The 22,904-nt window shown below is 38.8% G+C and carries 20 protein-coding genes; 5 read left to right on the forward strand and 15 right to left on the reverse strand.

Translation table 11 applies throughout. The features are described from left to right. Nucleotides 1-219 precede the first annotated feature (219 nt). The 8 genes from ACIQZD_RS05655 to ACIQZD_RS05690 form a co-directional block, all read right to left on the reverse strand. Nucleotides 220-774 (reverse strand): hypothetical protein, encoded by a 555-nt coding sequence (locus ACIQZD_RS05655; protein WP_402899212.1) that lies wholly within the window; start codon nt 772-774, stop codon nt 220-222. A 125-nt stretch (nt 775-899) separates the two neighbouring features. Then, a complete protein-coding gene (locus ACIQZD_RS05660) occupies nt 900-1,349 on the reverse strand; it encodes an SMI1/KNR4 family protein (protein ID WP_402899215.1) in 450 nt (149 codons plus the stop codon). A 236-nt stretch (nt 1,350-1,585) separates the two neighbouring features. After that, nucleotides 1,586-1,888, reverse strand: coding sequence for a contact-dependent growth inhibition system immunity protein (locus ACIQZD_RS05665; RefSeq protein ID WP_402899218.1), 303 nt, complete (start codon nt 1,886-1,888; stop codon nt 1,586-1,588). A gap of 103 nt (nt 1,889-1,991) precedes the next feature. Continuing rightward, a complete protein-coding gene (locus ACIQZD_RS05670; protein WP_402899221.1) occupies nt 1,992-2,336 on the reverse strand; it encodes a tRNA-Val4 in 345 nt (114 codons plus the stop codon). A gap of 21 nt (nt 2,337-2,357) precedes the next feature. Further along, entirely contained in the window at nt 2,358-4,085 is a 1,728-nt protein-coding gene (locus ACIQZD_RS05675; protein WP_402899224.1) for a T7SS effector LXG polymorphic toxin, read from the reverse strand. A 317-nt stretch (nt 4,086-4,402) separates the two neighbouring features. Further along, complete coding sequence (locus ACIQZD_RS05680; RefSeq protein WP_402899229.1) at nt 4,403-5,230, reverse strand: MetQ/NlpA family ABC transporter substrate-binding protein; 828 nt, start codon at nt 5,228-5,230, stop codon at nt 4,403-4,405. A gap of 18 nt (nt 5,231-5,248) precedes the next feature. Then, nucleotides 5,249-5,911: a methionine ABC transporter permease gene (locus tag ACIQZD_RS05685; protein WP_402899233.1), complete on the reverse strand. Its 663-nt coding sequence runs from the start codon at nt 5,909-5,911 to the stop codon at nt 5,249-5,251. Continuing rightward, nucleotides 5,904-6,653 carry a methionine ABC transporter ATP-binding protein gene (locus tag ACIQZD_RS05690; RefSeq protein ID WP_402899236.1) on the reverse strand — a complete coding sequence of 250 codons (750 nt, stop codon included), beginning with the start codon at nt 6,651-6,653 and terminating at the stop codon, nt 5,904-5,906. Before ACIQZD_RS05690 ends, ACIQZD_RS05685 begins: the two co-directional genes overlap by 8 nt. A gap of 382 nt (nt 6,654-7,035) precedes the next feature. Here ACIQZD_RS05690 and ACIQZD_RS05695 point away from each other — a divergent pair, with 382 nt between their 5' ends. Next, entirely contained in the window at nt 7,036-8,226 is a 1,191-nt protein-coding gene (locus tag ACIQZD_RS05695) for an MFS transporter (RefSeq protein WP_402899239.1), read from the forward strand. A 300-nt stretch (nt 8,227-8,526) separates the two neighbouring features. Here the strand turns inward: ACIQZD_RS05695 and ACIQZD_RS05700 are convergent, their stop codons facing one another. Next, on the reverse strand, nt 8,527-9,039 hold the full coding sequence (locus tag ACIQZD_RS05700) for a helix-turn-helix domain-containing protein (RefSeq protein WP_402899244.1): 513 nt from the start codon (nt 9,037-9,039) through the stop codon (nt 8,527-8,529). A 172-nt stretch (nt 9,040-9,211) separates the two neighbouring features. Here ACIQZD_RS05700 and ACIQZD_RS05705 point away from each other — a divergent pair, with 172 nt between their 5' ends. After that, the gene (locus ACIQZD_RS05705; protein ID WP_402899972.1) at nt 9,212-10,510 is read left to right on the forward strand and encodes an MFS transporter; all 1,299 of its coding nucleotides are present in this window, start codon (nt 9,212-9,214) and stop codon (nt 10,508-10,510) included. Between the two features lie 26 nt (nt 10,511-10,536). Continuing rightward, entirely contained in the window at nt 10,537-11,520 is a 984-nt protein-coding gene (locus ACIQZD_RS05710; protein ID WP_402899248.1) for an ornithine cyclodeaminase family protein, read from the forward strand. A 1,708-nt stretch (nt 11,521-13,228) separates the two neighbouring features. On the opposite strand, the gene ACIQZD_RS05715 is transcribed toward ACIQZD_RS05710, so the two are convergent. After that, a complete protein-coding gene (locus ACIQZD_RS05715) occupies nt 13,229-13,687 on the reverse strand; it encodes an SRPBCC family protein (RefSeq protein WP_402899251.1) in 459 nt (152 codons plus the stop codon). A 217-nt stretch (nt 13,688-13,904) separates the two neighbouring features. Here ACIQZD_RS05715 and ACIQZD_RS05720 point away from each other — a divergent pair, with 217 nt between their 5' ends. Continuing rightward, the gene (locus ACIQZD_RS05720) at nt 13,905-15,164 is read left to right on the forward strand and encodes an ATP-binding protein (RefSeq protein ID WP_402899254.1); all 1,260 of its coding nucleotides are present in this window, start codon (nt 13,905-13,907) and stop codon (nt 15,162-15,164) included. Between the two features lie 599 nt (nt 15,165-15,763). On the opposite strand, the gene sspL is transcribed toward ACIQZD_RS05720, so the two are convergent. From sspL to ACIQZD_RS05745, 5 genes are all read right to left on the reverse strand, one after another. Further along, nucleotides 15,764-15,895: a small, acid-soluble spore protein L gene (gene sspL, locus ACIQZD_RS05725; RefSeq protein WP_061464729.1), complete on the reverse strand. Its 132-nt coding sequence runs from the start codon at nt 15,893-15,895 to the stop codon at nt 15,764-15,766. A gap of 247 nt (nt 15,896-16,142) precedes the next feature. Next, nucleotides 16,143-16,379, reverse strand: a complete 237-nt coding sequence (locus tag ACIQZD_RS05730) for a hypothetical protein (protein WP_402899259.1) — start codon at nt 16,377-16,379, stop codon at nt 16,143-16,145. Between the two features lie 79 nt (nt 16,380-16,458). Continuing rightward, nucleotides 16,459-18,798, reverse strand: coding sequence for an RNA polymerase recycling motor HelD (helD, locus tag ACIQZD_RS05735; RefSeq protein ID WP_402899262.1), 2,340 nt, complete (start codon nt 18,796-18,798; stop codon nt 16,459-16,461). A gap of 425 nt (nt 18,799-19,223) precedes the next feature. Continuing rightward, a complete protein-coding gene (locus tag ACIQZD_RS05740; RefSeq protein ID WP_402899265.1) occupies nt 19,224-20,144 on the reverse strand; it encodes a response regulator in 921 nt (306 codons plus the stop codon). Continuing rightward, nucleotides 20,141-21,412, reverse strand: coding sequence for an ATP-binding protein (locus ACIQZD_RS05745; protein ID WP_402899268.1), 1,272 nt, complete (start codon nt 21,410-21,412; stop codon nt 20,141-20,143). The genes ACIQZD_RS05740 and ACIQZD_RS05745 overlap by 4 nt, the downstream gene beginning before the upstream one ends. Nucleotides 21,413-21,618: 206 nt before the next feature. Between ACIQZD_RS05745 and ACIQZD_RS05750 the strand changes: the two genes are divergently transcribed. Then, nucleotides 21,619-22,890 (forward strand): cation:dicarboxylate symporter family transporter, encoded by a 1,272-nt coding sequence (locus ACIQZD_RS05750; RefSeq protein ID WP_402899271.1) that lies wholly within the window; start codon nt 21,619-21,621, stop codon nt 22,888-22,890. Nucleotides 22,891-22,904: the final 14 nt, after the last annotated feature.

Below are 22,904 nucleotides of genomic sequence, written 5' to 3' on the forward strand. Positions count from 1 at the left end.
CAGTATTCTAACTTGTTTCTAAAAGCGATGGTTTCTCTTCAACTATTTTATCAGATAGGAAAATATATTCTATTCTTACTTCATCAAGTAGTTTTAGTAAGTCTTTATCTTTTTTTATATTACATATTTCTTAAAAGACCATTTTTGCTGTTATATTATTTATCTTAATTATCCCTAATTGTTATTATTCCAAAACACCAAGAGACGTTAAAAAAACTCTTACAATAGACCATCTATTGTCTGTTTTAATCCTTCATATGTACTTGGTTGTGCTATTTTTTTTAGTGAATTTAAAGATATTGTTTTTTGATGGGGAAAATGCAAATCTAAGTTTTTAGTTAATGCAACGTAAAATTCCCATTGTGTTATATTTAATGGTTCAATTAATTCTAAATTTTTTTCTTTTAGTAAACAAAAGACATATATATCTGCATGCCGTTTTATGGTAGGGCTATATGTATTTGTTTCATAATCATATTCTTTTTTTTCCCCAATACTAAAACTGATGTTTGAATATTTTTCTTTATGCCATGCTTGGATATATGCAGAAGATTTCACCTCAATTTTCATGCCTTTATAAACTAAATCATATGCGTCCCATTCAACTCGTAATTGATTTAAACAGCCAAGAGCAGTTCCAATTAAAAACTCAGCAAAAATTCCCCTTAGGTTGTTTGTTAAAATTTTTGAAAATCCCCATTGCCAGAAATCTAACATAGTGTGGTCTGTTCCTAATATTGGGGTTTCTGATTTAAGAGGTATATCATTATTCATTTATAACCACATCCTTTTATGCAAATTTTCGAAACTACGTTTTCTTATATATTTAACTTCCCAATTAATTTCCACATAAACCTAAAAGGCATGTCCCATATATAATTTGCTACTAGTTATCTATATTAAAAATCTTCTTCCCATGCTTCTTTTGCATCCAATAACCTTTGTGATAAAAACTCATAAAAGTTCTTTGCTGTATTGTAGTCATCAAGTCCCCCTTGTCTATTCCACGCTATTACTGGGCACTCATTATTCTCCATTTTGCTTGTATTTAAACAATATATATATTCTCCAGCATTTTCAATAACCACTAAATCTTTATCCAATCCTGACTCTCTATAACTCTTCGTGTTAACAACAACAGAAGCTCTATTTGACTTAGCCACTCCTAAAATATCTACACCAAATGATCCACCAGAACCATAGGTCGTTAAAAACCACTTATAACTTTCTGGTAATTCCACCCCTAACTCATTTTGGACGACATTGACTTGACTTTCAGCTACTCCACCTGTAAAGTCATCTGATTCGTTATGTTCATTAATAAAATTTGTTAATTCCTCTTTTTGCATTCAGTACTCCCCCTGCCAAAAATAGTTCGTTATTAGGATTGTAAGGCAATAGATTAGGAATTGAGACTAATTCTTTTGCCTTCGTAACGCCTTTTACTGTAGCCGCTTTGTAGTGGCTACACCAGGATTTGTGACAAAATCCCAAAACAAAAGCTGTTTACTCGGCACTAGGTAGCCCAAAACAAAAGAGAAACCTTGAAAGGCTTTTAGCCATCAAGGTTTTCCTCATAATAAGTCTATTTTGTTTTAACAGCTTTTTTTATTTGTTCAATTACTTGATAGAGCCACTGAAGTGGTTCTAAATCAAGAGCGGGAAAGTACACTCCATCTGCACAAGATTGAATGTATTCATTTTTTTCGATATCTGAAAACTTACTTCCAATAAAATCTGTTAAAAAGACAATAGCAGATTCCAGATACTCTTTACTTTCCTCTGTTAATAATTCTTCTAATGCCTCTTCTGGAGATTCAATATCCTGATGAAAAGTTCCAGCCAAGAACTGAAAAACAGGTTCTTCTAATTTGTTAGAAGACAACATAACATCACACCTTTAGTATTAATTTGGATAACCAGTCAGATAATAGGATTACATAAAGGTGTATTATTTTGGATATCCCATTATTTATTTAGATCTATAAAATTTAACCCTTAGGTTCTTTGTATCTTTCTGGAATTTTGTTTCTCCATATTAGCATAAGTTCTTTAAATTGTTCAGTTTCCATTTCATTCTCATTTGGCTTATCGAAGATATAAAAGTGGTGAAGAACCGTCGTATCTTTTTTTATCAAGACACTGGTAGCATTCCCTTCTATTTCAAATTCATCGTATTCACCTTCCATTACTTTGCGAACAATATCAAGATACTCATCCACTTCTGTTTCTAATACAATATCTTCAATGAAGTCTGAGAAAAGGTTAATTTCTTGTGGTAGGATTATCCTTAGATATCCTAATGGGTTTCTTGTAAATTCATACGAATATTTCATTAGTTAATTATCTCCCGATATTTAATTTTTATATAAAGGAAATGCAGTAGCTATTGTCCCATCACGGTTTAAGTACATTCCAATATCAATTCCTGATGAAGTTCTGCCAACATATCTATTTCCATCTTTTATTTTGTTTTCAAAAGCCTCGTTAATAGCGTTATTCACCTTCACCCTGTCCCAATCTTTTGGAAAGAAAGTTGACTTTGCAATCTTCATCACTCCATTTACTTCCACCTTAGCTCTATATACTCCGTTGATATCTGGAGTTTCTTCAGTACCTGGAACTATCTTACCACCCATCATACTCTCGTGATGATAACCAACAGCTTTTCCACGTCGATTAATCTCTCCATGATAAACATGCCTCATAGTATCTATAGTAAACTTTTTCCCACCATCTCCACTAACTTCAGACTCCACTTTCGCCATCGTAATTAACTGATCCTTCAACCCAACCCCATTAACCACATTATAAGGTACTCCCCCTGCCAACGACAGTTGGTTTTTAGGATTGTATGGCAATAGGTTAGGGATAGTGGCCAGTTCTTTTGCCTTCGTTGCACCTTTTACTGCTGCGGCTTTTGTAGTCGCTACCCCAGTCTTCGTTACAGCTCCTGCTCCTTTTGTTCCTACTACTGATGTGACGACAGTTCCGAGGGCATAAGTTACCCAATGAGACCGCGAATAGGCATCGCCATTTACCATATCCCGTTCATATGAGTCCGAGATGGACTTGGATATATATTTGTAGGTTTTTATCGGGTGCATGATTGAATCTACTACGCCTTCAACTGTTTCCCCGGGATCTGTGACAAAGTCCCAAACTCCTGTCACGAAGTCTTTACCTACATCATAAAGGCCTACGCCGATTCCTTTTGTAATGTCTGCGGTTTGCTTGGACGCTTCTAGCTGCATGACATATTGCTGCTGGGTGGGCGCTAAGTTTTCATACCCGATCTGCTTGGCGATTTTGAGAAACTCATCTGGATCTGTTACATGATCGAGTTGCGCCTTCAAGTCTTTGATCCGGCGATTCTCCGCTTCCTCTTTCTTAACCTTGAGATATTGCGCGGTTTCTTTTTTCCTTACTTCCAGGTTTTTATAGGCCTCACTATTTTTATAAGCTGCTGCATTAAAATAGAGCGGGGATACTACTCCTCCCCTTGTACTGGATACTTTCAATTGCTCCATGAGTGCCATCACTGCCGCTTGGTCCTCTTCGGATTTAGCATATTCAGCCGTCCACTTATGATCAATTTCGTTTACTTTGTCTATCGTTTCGGTCCGTTTTGTTTCAGCCTTCTCGATATTTTCAAAGAACGCATCATCGGAAAAAGGCTCTAACTGAATGATATCATCAATTCCAGCCAATATTTTTTTCAGATCATGTTTTTGGGCTATGACCATTTCCTTGGAATTTTGATTGGCGTTTGTCAGCTCTTCCTCTAAAAAAGGAACCGTAACTATGGTTTCACTAAGATTCGCTTCGATTGTATCTCCTTGAATTCCACTTAAAAAGGCAATATGCCGATTGATCAGGCGCAGCCAAGAATCCACGACATCGATTTGTGCTTTGTAAAACCCTTTGATTGCCTCTGCGCCTTGACCCTGCAGCTCATCATCCAAATGAACGATACTCTCAAATCCTTTTTTTAATTCTGTGAGCTGTTCTTTCAAGTCCTTATATTGTCCGACACGCGTTTGCATGGCAGAAACTAGTGTTTGAGATTCGTAAATCATCGACATAATGGAAAGTCCTTTCAACTTCTTTTCTTATAACTAGATTTCATTTGTATGTAATATTTTTATTCACTGTAAAATTATGGACTAAATATATTTTAGAAGAGTTTCTATATTTATTCAAGAAATGAGGGGGATTTTTACTAAACGGATTAATAATGAAGGAAATAGTTTTAGTATAAAGAGGATAGGCTAATAGAATATTTCTTTATGTTTTGTAATATTCCAGGAGCCACAAAATTGGCAAGCTGGACAGTATTTTAAACTAATCCGTAAATAAGGGCTATTCCTGTTGAAGGAATAGCCCTTTCCTTGTAGCAAAATTAAAATGCCGGTATGGCCGTTTCACTATATTTCTCTTCTAAAAATTTACGTACCTCTGGGCTTGTCATGGCCTTGGCCAACTTTTGGACTGGCTCGGAATCCACGTTATCCTTGCGTGCCACTAATGTAATCGCAAAGTCATTTTCAACACCTTCTGTGAGAAGAGCGTCATTTTTTGGTGTCAAACCAAGCGGTGCAGCATAAGCAGGTGTTATCACGATCGCATCTGCTTCATCATACGTTCTCGCTAGCATTAATAAATCGACTTCTTTAAACTTATAGTTTTTAGGGTTCTCAGTGATATCAGACATTGTATAGTATGGACCCTTTTTTTCCTTTAAAGTGATAACTTTATGCTGTGCCAGCAATGCCAATGAACGATCAATATTCGACACATCATTTGCAATGGCAATAACGGCACCCTCTGGCAATTTATCGATTGAATCGTATTCTTTGGAATACACCCCATAATTGGCAAAATAAATGGGTTTCACTGGTACAAGGTCGGCATTTTTGTTTCGATTGAATTCCTCCATATATGGAACGTGTTGAAAGAAGTTCACATCCACTTCTCCTGCCGCCAGTGCGGTGTTAGGCTGCACATTATCACCTAATACAACCATTTCCAGGTTAATGCCCTCCTCTGCCAGCTTTGGTTTAACAAGCTCAAGAATTTCCGTCATTGGGGGAATGAGTGAGGCCACTTTCAATGTTACCTCTTCCTTCTCCTGATTCTGCGCATTTTCTTTCTCTTTTTCTTCATTCGCCTTTCCACAACCCACTAAAAGCAACATGATTGCTGCCATGAGAAAGAGTATTTTTTTCATGATGTTTCCCTCCATTATTTATCTTTTATCAATCATTCTGGCTACAGCCGTGCCAATGAATTGGATAAGCTGTACTAGAATAATCATAATGATAATCATATAAATCATTAGCTCTGTTTTAAACTGCTGATAGCCATACCTGATGGCAAAGTCGCCGATACCGCCGCCTCCGACCACTCCCATGATCGTTGAATAGGAAATAAAGCTGATAATCGATGTTGTTAGTCCGAGGACAAGCCCTGAACGAGCCTCCACGTAAAGAAATTTAAAGATGACATCCTTAACGGAAGCCCCCATGGAAATGGCTGCCTCGATTACACCCTTTGGCACGTCCAATAAAGATTGCTCGACTAATCGCGAATAATGGGCAATGGCGATGATCGCTAATGGAACGCAAGCAGCTGCTGTACCAATGGCTGTGCCGATTATGAGTCTTGTAAACGGGATTAAAAAAACAACCAATAACAAAAATGGGAATGAACGGATAATATTTACAAGTAAATTTAAACTCGAGAAAGCCCACTTATTTTCAAGCAAATGACCCTTCCTATAAAGAAATAGCAAGGTCCCGACAGGCAATCCAATCAAAGTCGCAGCTAAAATGGACACACCAACCATCGTAATGGTTTCTCCAATCGACTGCCAAATTTCTGCCTCATATTGAACTAAAATCTCAGGCATGACCTAGCCCACCATTCTCTGCTAATTGTTCGATGAAGTATTCTGGACGATTATCCCTTTTTTGAATCCCTGTTGGTTCGATTAATACAGTGTCATAAATCTCTCCATCTGCCATGATCGTAACACGATTGCATATACTTTTAATGATATCCAGCTCATGACTAACAATGACAATCGTCACACCGAAGCGTTTGTTTATGTTCTCTAGCACGTCTAATATTTCAGCCGTTGTATTTGGATCAAGGGAAGAGGTCGGTTCATCACATAACAACACTTGCGGGTTATTTGCCAATGCCCTTGCAATGGCAACACGTTGCTTTTGTCCCCCGCTTAATTGTGCAGGATATCTCTCCATTTCCTTCTCCAATCCGACGAATTGAAGACACTCTACAACACGGCTCCGACGTTCCTTCTTTGGATAATTTGCCAGCTCTAAAGAGGCTGCCACATTGTCATAAACCGTTTTATTTGCCACGAGATTAAAATGCTGAAAGATCATGCCAATCGACTTCCGTGCCCCTCGAAGTGCTTTATTGTTCAATGTTCTCAATCTTTGGCCGTTTACCTCCACTTCGCCCGCATCTGGGGTCTCCAACAAATTCATTAGCCGCAGCAACGTTGATTTCCCTGCTCCACTTGCTCCGATTATTCCATGAATTTCACCTTTAGGTATTGTTAAAGTAACAGACTTAATTGCCTGAAACTGTGAAAATTTTTTACTCACTTGATGCAGGTTAATCATAAAATCCCACTTTCTATTTGTTGAAAGGTAAGCATATCGCTCCTCATTATCGTTTCATCAAAGAAACACAGCTGATAAATCATTTTATCAACTAATGAGGACCTAATGCAAAGACACAAATTAACAGTTAAAGACTTCCAACCCTAATAAGCTCCCTCATTTTATTGGCTTTTTATATACCATTCTTAGATATGAGTATTATCTATTAATCGGATTATTCCTTTCAAAATAATAGAGTAATTGATAATGGTTATCATTTATCGAAAAATAACCAACGATAACTAAGCAAGGGTTTTCCTCGTAAAAATGTTTTGTGGTATTATAGTTAAATTGTTTATCTACCCTGTGACACATTTACATTCATCTAAGAAAAGAGGTATTTATGCACGCCACAGAATTATCCAAGCGACATTGGTTGCTCATCTTAACACTTACTTTATTAACATTTGTTCTCGGGACAAGCGAATTTGTTATCGTCGGGATCTTAACCGATATTTCCTCGAGTCTCCATATCACAAATGCCAAAGCAGGCACACTCGTTTCTGCGTTTGCGCTTACGTTTGCCGTTGCCACACCGCTCGTGATGTCGGCAACGAGTCATTTTCCAAAGCGTAAATGGATGTTGTTTTTGATAGGTTCGTTCATCGTCCTGAATGCTTTGTGCGTGATTTCGACGAGCTACATCATGCTCCTTGCACTTCGGATGCTGACTGCGATTGTAACAGGGGTTTTAATTTCACTTGCCATGGTTGTTGCAAGTGAAACCATGCCGATCGCTAAACGCGGACTTGCTATATCATTCGTTTTCGGTGGCTTTACGCTTGCAAACGTGATTGGAGTACCGATAGGCACTGTCATCGCTGAATGGTACGACTGGAATGCATCCTTCCTGTTAACGACTTTTCTCGGAGCTATTGCGTTTTTGGCATCTTTCTTCGTATTGCCTACTATGCACAGTACAATTCGCAGTTCGATGCGTGATCAATTTTCTTTGTTAACACACCCGCGAATTTTAATGGCTTTTTTCATCCCATCTCTTGGATTTGGAGCGACGTATGCCGTTTATACGTATCTTGTTCCGATCCTGAAAGGAATGGAAGCACCAGGAAGTTCAATCAGTTTAATCTTGTTTGGCTACGGGTTCATTTCCATTTTCAGCAACATACTCGCGGGTAAAATTGCCAGCTACAATGCGATCGGACGCCTCCGGTTTGTTTTCCTCGTGCAAGCAATCGTTCTGATCAGTTTATATTGGACGACAAATCATTTTATCTTTGGATTGATTAACATTGGCTTGATGTCATTAATGGCCATCCTTTTAACAACATCCACCCAGCTTTATTTGATAGACCTTGCCGGTATTTATCAACCAAAAGCTACAGGACTAGCTGCTTCACTGATGCCAGTAGCAAGCAATGTCGGTATCGCCTTTGGTTCCGCACTGGGCGGAGTTGTTTACCATCAGGGAAATTTGCTTAATGTGACATGGGTCGGTGGTCTGGTTGCTATCTTAGCAAGTCTTCTAACTTTCCTAAGTCATCGCTTGGACCAAAAACAAAAGAAAGCAGCATAAGAGAAAGCTAAGAACGCCTTGGTATGCTTTCTAGGATACCTCACTTTCCATGTCCTATTAAAAGGGATTACAGTTAATCCTTCAAATAAAATGAAAGAAAGAAGTATCAAGAACGTTAGTTGTTCTTTGATACTTCTTTCTTTTTAAAAAAATAGGTGCTTACCTCTAAAAACCAAGCGGACAATTGCGATATACGCAGCCGAATAATAAGGAGCTTTTATTAACTCGTCTACTCGAAAATTTTCATTGATTCTTTACTTCTATGATTACTCTCCTTTTCTTTCATTATATACCTTGCCTTTATTTCGACGACACCACCAAAAACCGGACAATTTGACCCGAGAAGTTAAACCAGTAATGGGCTTTTCTAGCATCGAACATGAACGACTGCTGTTCATGGAGTTCTATTCTTTCTCCCTCTATTTCCACTGTTAACTTCCCTTCGATAATGAATAAAAATTCATGTCCGCTATGAGAAAAAGCGCTTCCTTTATTTTCCCCTGGCTTTAACGTGACTAGAATAGGCGAAAAAACAGCATCACGAATGCCGCTGGATAAATTCTGATAATGAAATTGTTCATGATTATAATCTGAATTTTCTTGGGAGCGGTCCTCTGAAAAAAAGAAGCTTGGGTTGACATCCAATGTATCAGCGATTTTTTTTAATGACTCTAATGTGACGCTTGATTTTCCCCGTTCTACTTGTGATAAAAAGCTGATCGAAACGCCTGTTTGTTCAGCCAGACTCTTTAATGTTAGTTTTCGCTCTTTCCTCAATAATTTGAGTTTTTTCCCGATTGAATCAAAAGGCATACAGATGCCCCCTTTTTTACATAGTATCTAGCTTCATTATACATTACAAAATTTGATGAATGCTTCGTCATTAATAACTTATTAAAAAATATTGACAGAAAATTTGAAATTATTTAAAATGAAGGAAATCATAAATTGAAGTGATACTTCAATTTTAAAGGGGTGACTCATGATGGAGAAGAAACAAATGCGGCGAATTTTAGTCGCGAGTTTAGTCGGAAGTTCAATTGAGTGGTTTGACTATTTTTTATATGGGACCGTTGCAGCTCTCGTGTTTAACCAGCTATTCTTCGTGAATGAGGATCCGACAATAGGGCTGTTGCTTTCCTATGCATCCTTTGCGTTAGCATTCTTCATCCGCCCTTTTGGCGGAGTGATCTTTAGCCATATTGGCGATCGTATCGGGAGAAAGAAAACACTTGTTATAACACTTAGTTTAATGGGAATCGCAACATTTGGGATGGGGCTTCTTCCTACGTATCAAGCCGTTGGTATTTGGGCGCCGATTTTATTGATCACGTTGCGCTTAGTTCAAGGTCTGGGAATTGGTGGTGAATGGGGAGGCGCGCTATTATTGGCCGTTGAATATGCCCCCGCTGAGAAACGGGGCTTGTTCGGAGCCATTCCTCAGATGGGTGTTACGATAGGAATGCTGCTAGGAACCGTTGCCTTATCTATTATGACACTGCTTCCCGAAAACGCATTCATGACTTGGGGATGGCGTATACCATTCATTTTTAGTGCTCTGCTAGTATTTTTTGGCCTATGGATTCGTAAAGGAATTGATGAAACACCATCATTCAAAAAAGTGAAGGAATCCGGAGAAGTTCCAAAGCTGCCGATTGTTGAAACCCTTAAGAATTATTGGCGTGAAGTGCTTATTGCCGTGGGGGCCAAAGTGGTAGAAACAGCGCCATTTTATATTTTCAGCACATTTGTCGTATCATATGCTACTGCAAATCTCGGTTTCTCACGGACAGCTACATTGACTGCAGTCATGATTGCAACAATTATAACGACAATTTTAATTCCATTCATGGGGATGTTATCCGATAAAATTGGCCGCAAAAAGCTGTTTATAGGCGGAACGATTGGGATGGCACTGTTTGCATTCCCATACTTCTGGTTGCTGCAGCAAAAATCGGTACTCCTATTAATCATTGCAACAGTGATAGGTTTAGGGGTTATTTGGGCTCCCATCACAGCTGTTCTTGGAACGATGTTCTCGGAAATTTTCGATGCAAGGATTCGTTATACCGGCATCACGCTTGGATATCAAATCGGGGCAGCTCTGGCAGGAGGAACAGCGCCGCTAGTTGCAACGGCTTTACTTAATAGGTTTAATAACTCCTATGTTCCTGTCGCCATTTATATTATTTTTGCATCTGTCCTTTCCCTAGCGGCGATTTGGGCAGTTAAGGATCGCAGCAATCAGAAATTAGACGAAACGCATAATACTAGTGCCATGTAATCTTTTACTTCAAGGAGGACAATTGAATGTTGGTATTAAGTGAGAAGGAAATTCAACAATCATATGGAATGAAGGACGCAATAGCGGATATAAAGGCCGTATTACGTGCACATGGTGCTCAACGAATAGACAACCCTCATCGCACCGTTCTTGCTTTCCCTCAACACGAGGCATCGGCACTTTACATGCCCAGCGCTGATTTATCTGAAGAAGTTTCGGCGGTCAAAGTTGTTACCATTTTTCCAAAGAATCCTTCAAGGGGGAAGGCAACAACACAAGGAGTCATCTTGCTGTCAGATGCGGAAAATGGCGAACATTTAGCGTTGTTGAATGCCTCCTATTTAACACGTCTCAGAACGGGGGCATTGAGCGGCATTGCCACAGACTTTCTTGCTCGTAAAGACGCCCGGGTTCTCACGATTATCGGCACAGGGGCTATGGGATTTGAACAAGCAATTGGTGTGTTAGCCGTAAGGGACATTGAGCGTATATTATTAGTAAATCGTACACCAGAGAAAGCGGAGAAATTTGGTGAAAAGCTGCGGGCATTCGGTGTAACCGTTCCTTTTGAAGTTTTCGAAGATGTTTCAGCAGCTGTTCGTCAAGCAGATATCATTTGCTGTGCAACCCGCTCGAACGAGCCTGTATTTAATGGGCTGGATTTAAAGCCGGGCACACACATTAACGGGGTCGGGTCTTATTTGCCGTATATGAAAGAAGTGGATAATACCACGGTTTCACGCGCTGCTAAAATTATCGTCGACGATTTGGCGGGCGTGAAGGATGAAGCAGGAGAACTCATTCATGCAGCCAATCGGGGAAATTGGTCGTTCAATGATATTCACGGGGAGCTTTTTGAACTTGTAATGCGGACCAAAACAGGCAGGGAAAATGATGAGGAAATTACCTTCTTTAAATCGGTCGGTGCTGCTTACTTTGACCTCGCTGTGGCAAAAGGTGTTTACCGCCAATCGAAAGAACGGAACATCGGGATGGAGATTGAGGTATAACGGAAGCTCGTACATGTTGCGGTCTATTATTTGAGTTAAATCCAGAAGGAACTCATGATGACCCATTATTTCCCAACTACTTCATTAAGTCGCTTCGTCGGTTATTTGGCATTGAAAATAGAAACGATGGATCGTTAATCATTAAAATAGCTGCAAAGAATGGTGATGTTCACCAAGTCTCGGCGGCTGGTTTTTACAAAGGTCTTTATTTACCGGCGAATGGTACGGCACTGCTCATGGTGGTCGGCACTACAGACGCATGATTTTCATCCATTGCTACATACAGCTCCACTGCTAACTTTTTCAATCACTTTTACTTTATCATCAATTGCAGTAGAATACTTACCAAATGTTTTAGCTTTAACCGTACCCCTGCCAACAACAGTTGGTTTTAGGATTGTAAGGCAATAGATGTGTACCCGCTTTTTAATCTTGAAATTGCTTTCGATTTAGATCTACCTGGACCAACCCATAGCCCCTTAGAATTTTCTGTTCTTTCTCCCAGAGGCGAATATCGTTAAATAGAACAAAGCAGATAAAAAAGTAATCCGCATCACCTACAGTTTCTTGTGGAACATCCACATCTACCGCAAAAGTACCATCCATTTCATTACCTTTAGATTTTTTTTATCCTCCGAACTTACGTCACTTACATCATCTTTCTTGGAAGGAACAAGTTGAAACTATCAAAGAAAGACTAACTATAAATAATAGTGAAGCAAGTAACTGAACTTTTTTCTTACCCATCGTTTTCATTACTCCTCTTCCTGTTAGTATTTCTTATAAGCAGCGGTATAAGAAGCTTTATCATAATGCTATAATAACCAAAAATTCAGATTGAAATATCCCAAAATTGAATTCAGGATTTTCATATATGGAATATTTAATAATATTAATTAAACCAAATACTCATGTGATATCAGTTGCATTGAAGAAAAAACTATGATTACTATTTTTTATATAATCAAATTTAGCCACCATCAATTACCTTTTATATTGGGAAAAGTTTCAACTAATAATCACTCATTTTTTATTGATTTTTGAACGAATAAATATAGATAAAGCACAAGTACCATAGAGAAATAAAGCTATGAAAAGTAAAGGAACTAATATTGTTGATATTTGATCTTTTGGGACAACCCAAAATAATAGAACTGCAAAGGAAATTGTTCCACTTAACCCCACGAATATCGCATAAAATAATAATCCGAAATTTAAAGCCTTTTTATAATTCTCTTTATTTGTAGACATCAATATCAAAATTCACCACCTAATTTTAATTTTGTTTTAACCACTGTTTTTTAGAATTACTTATCATCTTCTAATCCTGCCATTACTCCTACTCCGATACCATAACTTTAGAAAAATAACTTCAAGCAACTCCCTATTTGGAGTAAGCACCAGTCAAAAACTCCTCCTCAGACCCTATATTTTACGACAAATAAAAGAATCCACCTTGAAAAAAGATGGATTCTTTTCTATCTGTGTTGCTGTGTCGACTTAGTTTTCACGCAGAGTTGATTGAAACGAAAGGTGCGAGACTCCTGCGGGAAATACGCGTCCAAGGGAGACCCCACAGGCGCAAAAGCGCCGAGGGCGGACCGCCCGCGGAAAGCGAGTGCCTGCAGTGGAATGAAACGATCAAAGCACACCCTCCAACATGGGCAAGTTGTATGCCCCTATAATGCGGAAGATTGACTTAATTCATTCATGACCCACTTGTTTCTGCTTCAGCTACCTTTTTGACACGTTCTAAAAATTCGACTACCACTTTATCGGTGGCAAATAATAAAAGTAATTTCAAAAACCATTTTAATGGTCGACTGGTGACTGTATATGTAAAGGAAGTCCTATTGTCATTGATTTTATTTAGTTCATAAAAAGCTGTAATTTCAAACATTTTTGCAAGTATGAAGCCTACTTTTAGCTTTTTCTCATTAGTTTCATTCAAATATTCCAATGTTTCTATATCATACTCTTCTGTTCGTTTTCCTTCTCTATATTTTTGGCGATATACGCTTCCAACCATTTCTTCCGTTATTTTAACGGGCTTGTGTTCAACTACTTGAGGCATGATTTTTTGCATATTTTCTACAGAACCATCAAGAAACTTCCAAACCTGTTCAATTGGAGCGTTAATTTCTATGTCTCTTGTCCATTTTTTCAATGAAAATCACCTCTGCCTCTATTATATTTCCTTTATTATGTAAAACCAAATTTACAAATGATAAATCGGTAAATAATTCAAGTTGCATTTTTTCCCCCGAAAAACTCTTTTTTTGAATTAAAATGTCTTTCTGTCAATAAATTACTTTATTAAAATTCTCCTTTTTAGTGTTATTCTTGTATAATAGACCATACTGTTAATTTTTTAGGAGAATTCAATGAATTTTATTTATATTAATCAAAACATATTAGATAATCTCTTTTATATCTTAGTAAGTATTTTGATTTATTACATTTTATTAGAACATGGCAAAAGGTTAAGTCAGTATGGCAAGTCCCTTATCACTGCATGCATGAGCATTCCTATTATTTTATGTATGAAGTTTCCTATTTATATCGACGAATATTGTGTCCATGATCTCCGGCAAATTCCTTTTATAATAGGGACACTTTATGGAGGTTGGCCTGTAGGGGCTGCCCTGTTAGTCATCATATTAACTTTTAGGTTTGCTTTCTATGGTTTCAATTTCCTAACGTTAATTGTTTATATCGTTATATTTATTATAACGGCTCTATTTTCTTCCAAATTCAAAAATTTTAATAGAAAAAATAAGCTAAATGGCTCCATACTATTAATTTTGTTTCTAGGAATACTAACCAGCTTAATTTCACTCGGTATGTCTGATCATTTTCGAATAACGGAGGCGTATGTATTTTACTTTATTATCCTCCCTCCTTTCATTATCGTTTTGGCTTTATATATCATAGAAATTTTAAAAGATGCCATTTTGATCCGAACACAAATGGTAAGGCTTGAAAAAATGGAGGTAGTCAGTCAGCTTGCAGCAAGTATTTCACATGAAGTTAGAAATCCTTTAACAGTTGTGAAAGGATTTGTTCAACTGCTAAAGGCTGCTGATCTTACTCAAGAAGTAAGAGAACAATATATACAACATGTTGTTAGGGAGCTTAATAGTGCAGAATCCATTATTAGTGAATACTTGGCATTTGCAAAACCTGCAATCGAAAAAGTGGAAAATATTTCAATTAACCGTGAAATAGGATATGTAATTGAAATGATAAAACCATTGGCTAACATGAATTTAGTTACTATATCTGAACAGTTGACTCCAGGCATTACCCGGGGGAATATTCAACATTTCAAGCAATGCTTCCTAAACCTCATTAAAAATGGTATAGAGGCGATGCCAAACGGCGGGGAACTTAGTATTGTTTCCTATGTAAATAATTTAGACATCATTATCGAAATAAGTGACAATGGAGTAGGAATGAACAAAGAACAAATAAATCGTTTCGGCGAGCCTTATTACAGTTCCAAAGAAAAAGGGACTGGGTTGGGATCAATGGTAGCTGTCAAGACCATCCAAACGATGAATGGTACACTTCATATAACTAGCGCTTTGAATAAGGGAACAACGATTTCAGTAACACTTCCCGTTTATCATGAAGATTATTAAAAAGGCCCGCCATTATCGGCGGGCTTTAAGACTGTAGACAAACTCGATGAAAACTCGGTTTGCCTGCAGTTTTTTTATTTAAAAAGTTCAATTGATTTCAGAAATCCGCTCCCTTTCCGCCGACTGTCTGCCAAGCCTCCTCGACACAAGCGGAGTGTCGCAGTAAAAAACCATAAAATCGGAGCACTTTATTCGAACAGCTGCACTGTCTTGGGCTGTTGACGCAGTTTATCGACCTAAACCACACAATATTCGACCGTTGACGTACAGTATTCGACCTAAACCACACAATATTAAGCCGTTCACGCACTGTATTCGACCTACCCCGCATATATTCGACCGTTGAGGCACTGTATTCGACCTACCCCGCATAGTATGTATTTGGTGTTTTTTTAAAAGGCAGCTTCATTCTGCTATTCTTTCACATTTCACGGCTCCACAAACGTTATGATTCATCGACAAAAATCATGAACTGACACGAAATAGGGTTGGATATTCAATCATCTGCAGATTGAGCCTTCTTTTAGATTATAAAAGCCCCTCTCCATTAAGAGAAGGGCATTTTTTACAAAATATGACCATAATTTTGCCCAATACGCTTATTTTGTATTGGACTTTTTTGCCTTGTTTTCAAGCTCGCTTTTTGGCTCTGTGGAGAATTCCACATCTTTTCCATGTCCCTGCGGGTTAACACTTGGTGCGATGCGGCCTCTTCCTGTCTTTTTACTCATTTCCTTCACCTCCAAGTATATTATGTCCGAACTGTTATAAATTAAAAACGAAGGACTTTCTTTCTGTGAACGTCTCCCTGTAATCAGGAACTTATAAAAATTAGCCAATAAAAAACCTGCATAGAACTAAAGTCTACACAGGTTTCAAAAAAGCTGTTTTCGATATTTCGAATATGGAAATCGCATTACCATGAACCGATAATCCTATAATGTAATGACCTTAAACACCCTACTATGTTGAAAGAATCTACTTTAAAAGGCGAGTGTAATTAAATGTGTCTTTGTTCAGAGGAATATCAGGATTTTTTTTCCCGGCAGGCTGTACTGCTCTTCCTGTATTTCCACTATAGCCTTCTTCAATGGGCCCTGGATAATGATAATGACCATCATTAACTGGTTCAATTGTTGATGCATCAGTCACATGACTTTCTCCCGTTTCCGCCTGATCAAGTCTTACAGATTTGTTTTCTTTCTCGTTAGGCAATTCATCTCCTCCTTTTCTTAAGATTCTCTTATAGTATTTGATAAAAGAACAATAAAATTAAAGGAGAAAAAAGGAAGCACTAATATGTCAGAAGAAAACGCTTCGTTGCATCGTTTTGTAAGAAATGACTCGGTTCGCCAACCGTATAAATCTGCAAGTCATGCATAGCCCTGGTACATGCGGTGTAGAACAATCTACGCAGGCTCTCATCACCATATGTTTGCATAGATGCATCATAAATGATGACAGCATCAAATTCGATACCTTTGGCCAAATAAGCCGGAATAACAACTACACCCTGTTCATATTCATTTGTGCCTTTCTGTACGAGTTTAATTTCACCGTGGACACTAAGGGCATCGTATGCAGCGGCACTTTCGGCAGCAGATTTACAGATTATTGCGATTGTATTATACTCACGACTTTGAAAGTCTTTGACTTTAGACATGATTTTACGGTGCAATTCATCACGGCTGGACACTTGGGTTAGCACAGGCTTCTCGCCTTCACGGTCGAATGCCTTAATTCGATGGCCTTCAGGAACTAGTTCACGTGTAAATTCTATAATCTGCTTTGTGGATCTGTAGCTTTGCTCCAAGGTTATACTCTCGGTTTCACTTATTCCGTATAAACTGGTAAGAGTCTGGAAATCTACCCGTTCGCTGGCATGAGCAAATATTGCTTGGTTAAAGTCACCAAGCACGGTCATCCTTGCAGAAGGAAACAACCGTTTCAAAAACTCGAATTGAAACGGGGAATAATCTTGCGCTTCGTCTACAAGCACGTATTTTATAGAAGTATTCGTCTGAAATCCTTGAATTAACTCCTTCAGCAGCAAAAATGGAGTCGCGTCTTCGTAATGCAATTTACCTTCGTCCAGCATTTTTTGCGTTGATAAGCAAATTTCCCTTTCGGCAGGTGTTGTTTCACCCTCATTCCACAGTTCGTTCCTTATTTGTTCGTTAAAAAGTTGCTTGTATATTCCCTTAATATTGATAAAATCAAGTGCTTTTATCCGTTTGCGTAACGTCTTCAATTTCTTGCGAACAATCATACGCGCGAGCATTTTATGCTCTATCTCATAATCGTCAAAGGAATCTTCATTAAGGCCGCGTTTTTTCTCTAAGTCGGTGTATACCTTCTGATAGTCTTCTTTGCTAAGATACTCGATTTCGTCCTGGACCCAAGGTTGTTTCAACTCAAACTTTTCCCTTTCATCAAGTAACTCACATAACCACTCTTTCAGCTTTTCAATCCTATTGTGAAATCTTAACGTGGTGTCTGTGTTATAAAATTTTTCCGAGATTTGTTTGGCGGAGACGAGCGTTTCCCCTCGGAACTTTACCCCTCTAAAGATCATTCCAGATAGCTCCAGTGATTGTTTGTATGTCTTGATGATCTCAAAGAAGCGAATTGATGCCTTAAATTGGATACTCGCTGTCCTAGTGCTATAGGAAGGATCATCCGCTGCAGTCAACAAAAATTCTAATTGCTCATAAGGATCCTCAACGTGAAACGAGTCAGTCAGACGATGATCCAGGTATTCCTGGAATGTTACCTGCTGCATATTTTCTTCGCCAAGTTCGGGTAACACATTGGATACGTAGTTATTAAACATTGAGTTAGGAGAGAATAGAATGATTTGATCGGCATTTAGCCTTTCTCGATTCTTGTAGAGCAAGTAAGCGATCCGTTGGAGGGCAGCTGAAGTCTTGCCGCTTCCAGCGGCACCTTGAACAATGAGCAGACGTCCGCGATCGTTCCGGATGATCCTATTTTGCTCCCGTTGAATGGTGGCCACAATACTGTGCATATGCTTATCCGTTCCCTTGCCAAGCACCTGCTGCAGTATCTCATCGCCAATGGTGAGACTCGTATCGAACATTGATTCGATAACGCCTCCCTTGATCATGTATTGCCACTTGTTCTCCAGCATCCCCCGAATTACGCCTCCGGGAGTTGAGTATTCCACGGGACCGGGAGGATAGTCATAATAAACACTCGAAATCGGGGCCCTCCAATCGTAGACAATGAAGTTTTCTCCTGTTGTATCAGTAAGAGTGGAGGTCCCAATATAAATATGCTCCGTATGTGAAGACCCTTCTTCAGTGATATCAATCCGGCCGAAATAAGGCACTTCCTGCATGCGGCGCAGTGTAGACAACCTCTTGAAGGAATATCGATGTGCGCCTTCGCTTTGTGACAAGGCTTGAGCCTGCTGCCTTAAGCCAATGATGGTCTCGAGGTAATCATCGAAAGTATCGATATTAACCTTGAGGTCATCCCAAAAGTGTTTACGGATATTAACAACTTCTTTTCTGCGCTGTGAAGTCTCTCCTTCTATTTTGCTGATTTGTTTCGTGATTGTTTCTATCACCTCATCCAAACGTTCTTGCTCCTGCCGAATTTCATCGTTCATATCAGACACTCCTTTAAAAAATGAGAAAATGGGGGTTGACTAGAGGTGAGTTTTACCTTATACTCATAGTAAGGGGTAAACTGTTTTTATATATTATAAATTGTGTTTCTATACTAATTTATCATAATTACTGAATTATATCAATGTATATTTCATAACAGTTGTCATAATAAACCGTCGTTTTAAACTATAATTTAACATTTAAAGTCAGTAACCAGTTGAGCCAGTAGCTTGACTGGTTATTTTTATGTCTACATATTTGAAAGCCTCATTGCTCGTTTTTTCTGTAGATGTGAAAGAAAGTCATACTGTTCATAAAAAATACGGAGAAAAAAACATAAAGACAAATCCATATAAACGGATTTGTCTTTATACGAAAATGTATTTGTGAATTTTCAATCTATTCCATTTGTGTTTCCGGTTTATTATTTCATCATCTGCCTTGCTTCCATAAACAGCACTTGGATAAACTTTTTCATGTTATTGCGGCTCTGGCTGCTTACTTTTTTGCTTTTGTCTTCTAGCTCCAGCATTTTTTTGCGGACTTCCGAGAAATCAAAAAATGTGGATGAATAGGCTTCGAATTTTGGATTCATATAATCCGTCAATCCTAATGAAGCGATATGGATGAGCGCCTGGTTAAGGGCACGGCGGACACGCTGCTCAGAAGCTTTCATTTCTTTCTGGATTTCGGCCTCTTTCGCTTGATCTCCCAGCTTTTCAGCAGCAATCCCAGCAAAAATTTCCTTTAAATATGGAAACGTGTAGGCGGGACCGAGTCTTTGCTTTTCATTTTGGAGGAACCTTAAAATGTTTAGTAAATCCTCGCTTCCCCCTTCGCCAATCATACCTAAATCGGAAATTAAGGAACGTCCGGCTTCCATGATATTTTTTGTATGAAAGGAGGACACTTTCGAAGACTTCGGGCGCCCCGTAAACACGTTCAACGATTTTTGAATGCCCTGGATCGATTGATCCACCAGTATTCGCTCGTTCACTTTGTTTAATATGCATGAAATTTCAACTTGGTTCAGCGGTTTTGTAATGTAGTATTCCGCCCCTAATCTATATGCCTCTCCAATCAGTTCCTTCGATTCCACTTGCGAAATCATCACAAACTTTCCTTGAAATTCATCAGCAAGAGCCCTGATCGTTTCAATTCCGTCCCTTATTGGCATGAGCAAATCAATTAAGACAACGTCTGCTTTCTTTAAAAATAGCAAGCCATTATTCACTAACGATCCGTCTTCTGCTTCTCCCACCACTTTGCCTAAATCTTCGTCTTCAATCATCTCTGTCAGCATTCCTCGAATGGCAGGATCGTCATCTATAATGAAATAATTCATCTCGTTAACCCTTTCTCCATAATCGCATCAATCGGAAGTCCAACGACGAATACGGTTTCTTTATAGTTATCCATTAGCCTGATATGTCCTCCAAATTTTTCAACAGTTTGTTTCACATACGATAAACCGATCCCCGTCGAAGGATTTCCCGCCGAATCGAATTTCTTTGTATATCCTGCTGTAAAAATGACTTCCTTCTGCTTCGGTGCAATGCCGGGGCCATTGTCACTGATGCAAAACTCCACGAAATGATCTTTCCTTTTCACATGCAGGGATACGTATCCCTCTTCTTTAATGGCTTCCACGCTATTTGCCAATAAATTATTTATTAATGATAATACCATATATACATGGTAGGGCGGATGGTCATCATCTATATGCAAGGAAAATGAAATATCTTTGCGAAGGGACTCTGCATATCGTCTATTGGACACGATCATGATGTTACCAAGCTCTTCGATATTCATATATTCCTGCAGGTTTTCGGAAGACATGAGTTCCGACAACCCCGCATAAATCCGCTGGTTATCTTTTTTGATCTCATGCACGAGACCGGCAATCTGCAACGCAGTTTGCGGATCGCTTCCATTAGTCCCCTCTGATTTCAACCGACGGTAAAAGTCATAACAAGTGCGGGTGATTTCTTCCGCATTTTGCATCGTTTTCTTCAGTTGAACCGATTCTTCATACAAACTTGAAATGAAAAGCAGCATTTGTTCCTTTTGCATGCGCTGCTCCGCTTCTGCGAATTTTGCTTCTCTCAGCTTTAATATATTAAAAAAGCCGAGGACGAAAAAGCTTCGAATAAAGGCGATTAAAACGAGTTGGTCAATGGCTAGCAAGGGTGTGCCCTGATTCGCCAAGAAGGAACGGATCGCCATTTCCGATACACTTGCTAAAAGCTCGATCAATACCCCTAAAAGCCCGATCATAAACGGCTGATCATGCCGTTCGTTCAATTTCGTTTTATGAAATGCGAACGCGTAGATGAAGTAATAGAAAAAGGCGGGAACATAAAGATACATCGCTTCCTCAACAGATATGTCCCGTATCCCGACAGCCAGTGAAAAACGAAAAACAAACACACTCATTCCCGTCAATATGCCTGCAATAATCGGGTGGATCCCCCTCCCCCATAGTAAAAACAAGAAAAATACGGGGGTTCCCAAACTGACTCTGAATGTATCATCGAATGGATAAAACTTGAATTCACCCGCAAGAGGCACCGCAATCATAATCAATAGTAATATCCTTATACTCTTTTTCAATCCGGTCCCTCCCCAGTCACTATATTAAAAACATAACATATGAAATGGGAAAAAAGAGAGAAGGGTTTTGACTGAAATTATTATTTTTTCTGGCCCTTGTAAGTATCAGTAGGTTTCAGTAGGTTCCAGTAGGATGATCATAAACTTAAAATAATCTAAAAATTGAAAGCGCTAACAACAAAACACCAATCATAGGAGGAATTTAAATGAAAAAGTTTGGTTTAGCTACTCAAATTTTTATTGCACTTGTACTAGGTATCGTTGTCGGTGCTTTATTCCATGGTAATGAAACAGCCATGGCCATTATGGTACCTATCGGCGACATTTTCATTCATTTAATTAAAATGATTGTCATCCCGATTGTCATGGCTGCATTAGTAGTCTCCATAGCGGGAGTCGGCGATATAAAAAAACTGGGAAAATTAGGCGGGAAGACTCTTCTATATTTTGAGATTGTCACCACAATTGCCATTGTTATTGGATTACTGGCGGCAAACTTGTTCCATCCCGGGTCTGGTTTAGATACAAGCAATCTTGAAAAAAGTGATATTTCAAAATATGAAGAAACAACAAAGACGGCTGAAAGCAGTGGCTTTGGAGAAACAATTTCTCATATTGTTCCTCAAAATGTATTTGAATCAATGGCTCAAGCGGATTTATTACCGATTATCTTCTTTTCTGTTTTATTCGGCTTAGGTGTGGCTGCTATAGGCGAAAAAGGAAAGCCTATCCTTGGATTCTTTGAAGGTGTGTTGGAAGTAATGTTTTGGGTCACGAATCTAGTCATGAAATTTGCCCCCTTTGGTGTGTTTGCACTCATTGGTGTAACCGTTGCCAAATTTGGCATCGCAACATTAATTCCTTTAGGGAATCTAGTAGTTGCTGTTTATGTGACGATGATATTCTTCGTGTTCGTCATTCTTGGAATTATAGCGAAAATGTCTGGGACAAGCATTTTTGTTATCCTGAAAGTGTTAAAGGATGAACTGATTTTGGCATTTACAACAGCAAGTTCAGAGTCGGTATTACCAAGGCTTATGGACAAAATGGAGAAGTTTGGCTGCCCGAAATCCATTACTTCCTTTGTTATTCCAACAGGCTATACGTTTAATCTAGACGGCTCATCGATATATCAGGCACTTGCTTCACTTTTCGTAGCACAAATGTATGGTATTGATCTATCCATTACACAACAGATTACGTTGTTACTGGTATTGATGTTAACGTCAAAAGGAATGGCTGGCGTTCCAGGTGCGTCATTTGTTGTTGTTTTAACAACACTTGGTTCTATGGGACTGCCGGTGGAAGGTGTTGCGTTCATTGCCGGTATCGACCGAATTTTGGATATGGGAAGATCAGCGGTTAATGTCGTGGGGAACTCATTGGCGGCGATAGTCATGTCGAAGTGGGAAGGCGAATTTGACCAGGAAAAAGCAGACCATTACGTTGGTTCTATTAAACAATCAGACGTAGCATAAACTCTAAAGGGGGA

The sequence above is a fragment of the Peribacillus sp. NPDC096447 genome (assembly GCF_044762725.1).
GTDB lineage: Bacteria > Bacillota > Bacilli > Bacillales > DSM-1321 > Peribacillus.

Bases quoted from the DNA above. Each gene is read 5' to 3' on its own strand.
- ACIQZD_RS05700 (WP_402899244.1), bottom strand. From the start codon at position 9,039: ATGCCTTTTGATTCAATCGGGAAAAAACTCAAATTATTGAGGAAAGAG.
- ACIQZD_RS05685 (WP_402899233.1), bottom strand. From the start codon at position 5,911: ATGCCTGAGATTTTAGTTCAATATGAGGCAGAAATTTGGCAGTCGATT.
- ACIQZD_RS05705 (WP_402899972.1), top strand. From the start codon at position 9,212: ATGGAGAAGAAACAAATGCGGCGAATTTTAGTCGCGAGTTTAGTCGGA.
- ACIQZD_RS05710 (WP_402899248.1), top strand. From the start codon at position 10,537: ATGTTGGTATTAAGTGAGAAGGAAATTCAACAATCATATGGAATGAAG.
- ACIQZD_RS05690 (WP_402899236.1), bottom strand. From the start codon at position 6,653: ATGATTAACCTGCATCAAGTGAGTAAAAAATTTTCACAGTTTCAGGCA.
- ACIQZD_RS05675 (WP_402899224.1), bottom strand. From the start codon at position 4,085: ATGTCGATGATTTACGAATCTCAAACACTAGTTTCTGCCATGCAAACG.
- sspL (WP_061464729.1), bottom strand. From the start codon at position 15,895: ATGAGTAAAAAGACAGGAAGAGGCCGCATCGCACCAAGTGTTAACCCG.
- ACIQZD_RS05740 (WP_402899265.1), bottom strand. From the start codon at position 20,144: ATGAATTATTTCATTATAGATGACGATCCTGCCATTCGAGGAATGCTG.
- ACIQZD_RS05670 (WP_402899221.1), bottom strand. From the start codon at position 2,336: ATGAAATATTCGTATGAATTTACAAGAAACCCATTAGGATATCTAAGG.
- ACIQZD_RS05655 (WP_402899212.1), bottom strand. From the start codon at position 774: ATGAATAATGATATACCTCTTAAATCAGAAACCCCAATATTAGGAACA.
- ACIQZD_RS05660 (WP_402899215.1), bottom strand. From the start codon at position 1,349: ATGCAAAAAGAGGAATTAACAAATTTTATTAATGAACATAACGAATCA.
- ACIQZD_RS05720 (WP_402899254.1), top strand. From the start codon at position 13,905: ATGAATTTTATTTATATTAATCAAAACATATTAGATAATCTCTTTTAT.
- ACIQZD_RS05695 (WP_402899239.1), top strand. From the start codon at position 7,036: ATGCACGCCACAGAATTATCCAAGCGACATTGGTTGCTCATCTTAACA.
- ACIQZD_RS05665 (WP_402899218.1), bottom strand. From the start codon at position 1,888: ATGTTGTCTTCTAACAAATTAGAAGAACCTGTTTTTCAGTTCTTGGCT.
- helD (WP_402899262.1), bottom strand. From the start codon at position 18,798: ATGAACGATGAAATTCGGCAGGAGCAAGAACGTTTGGATGAGGTGATA.
- ACIQZD_RS05680 (WP_402899229.1), bottom strand. From the start codon at position 5,230: ATGAAAAAAATACTCTTTCTCATGGCAGCAATCATGTTGCTTTTAGTG.
- ACIQZD_RS05750 (WP_402899271.1), top strand. From the start codon at position 21,619: ATGAAAAAGTTTGGTTTAGCTACTCAAATTTTTATTGCACTTGTACTA.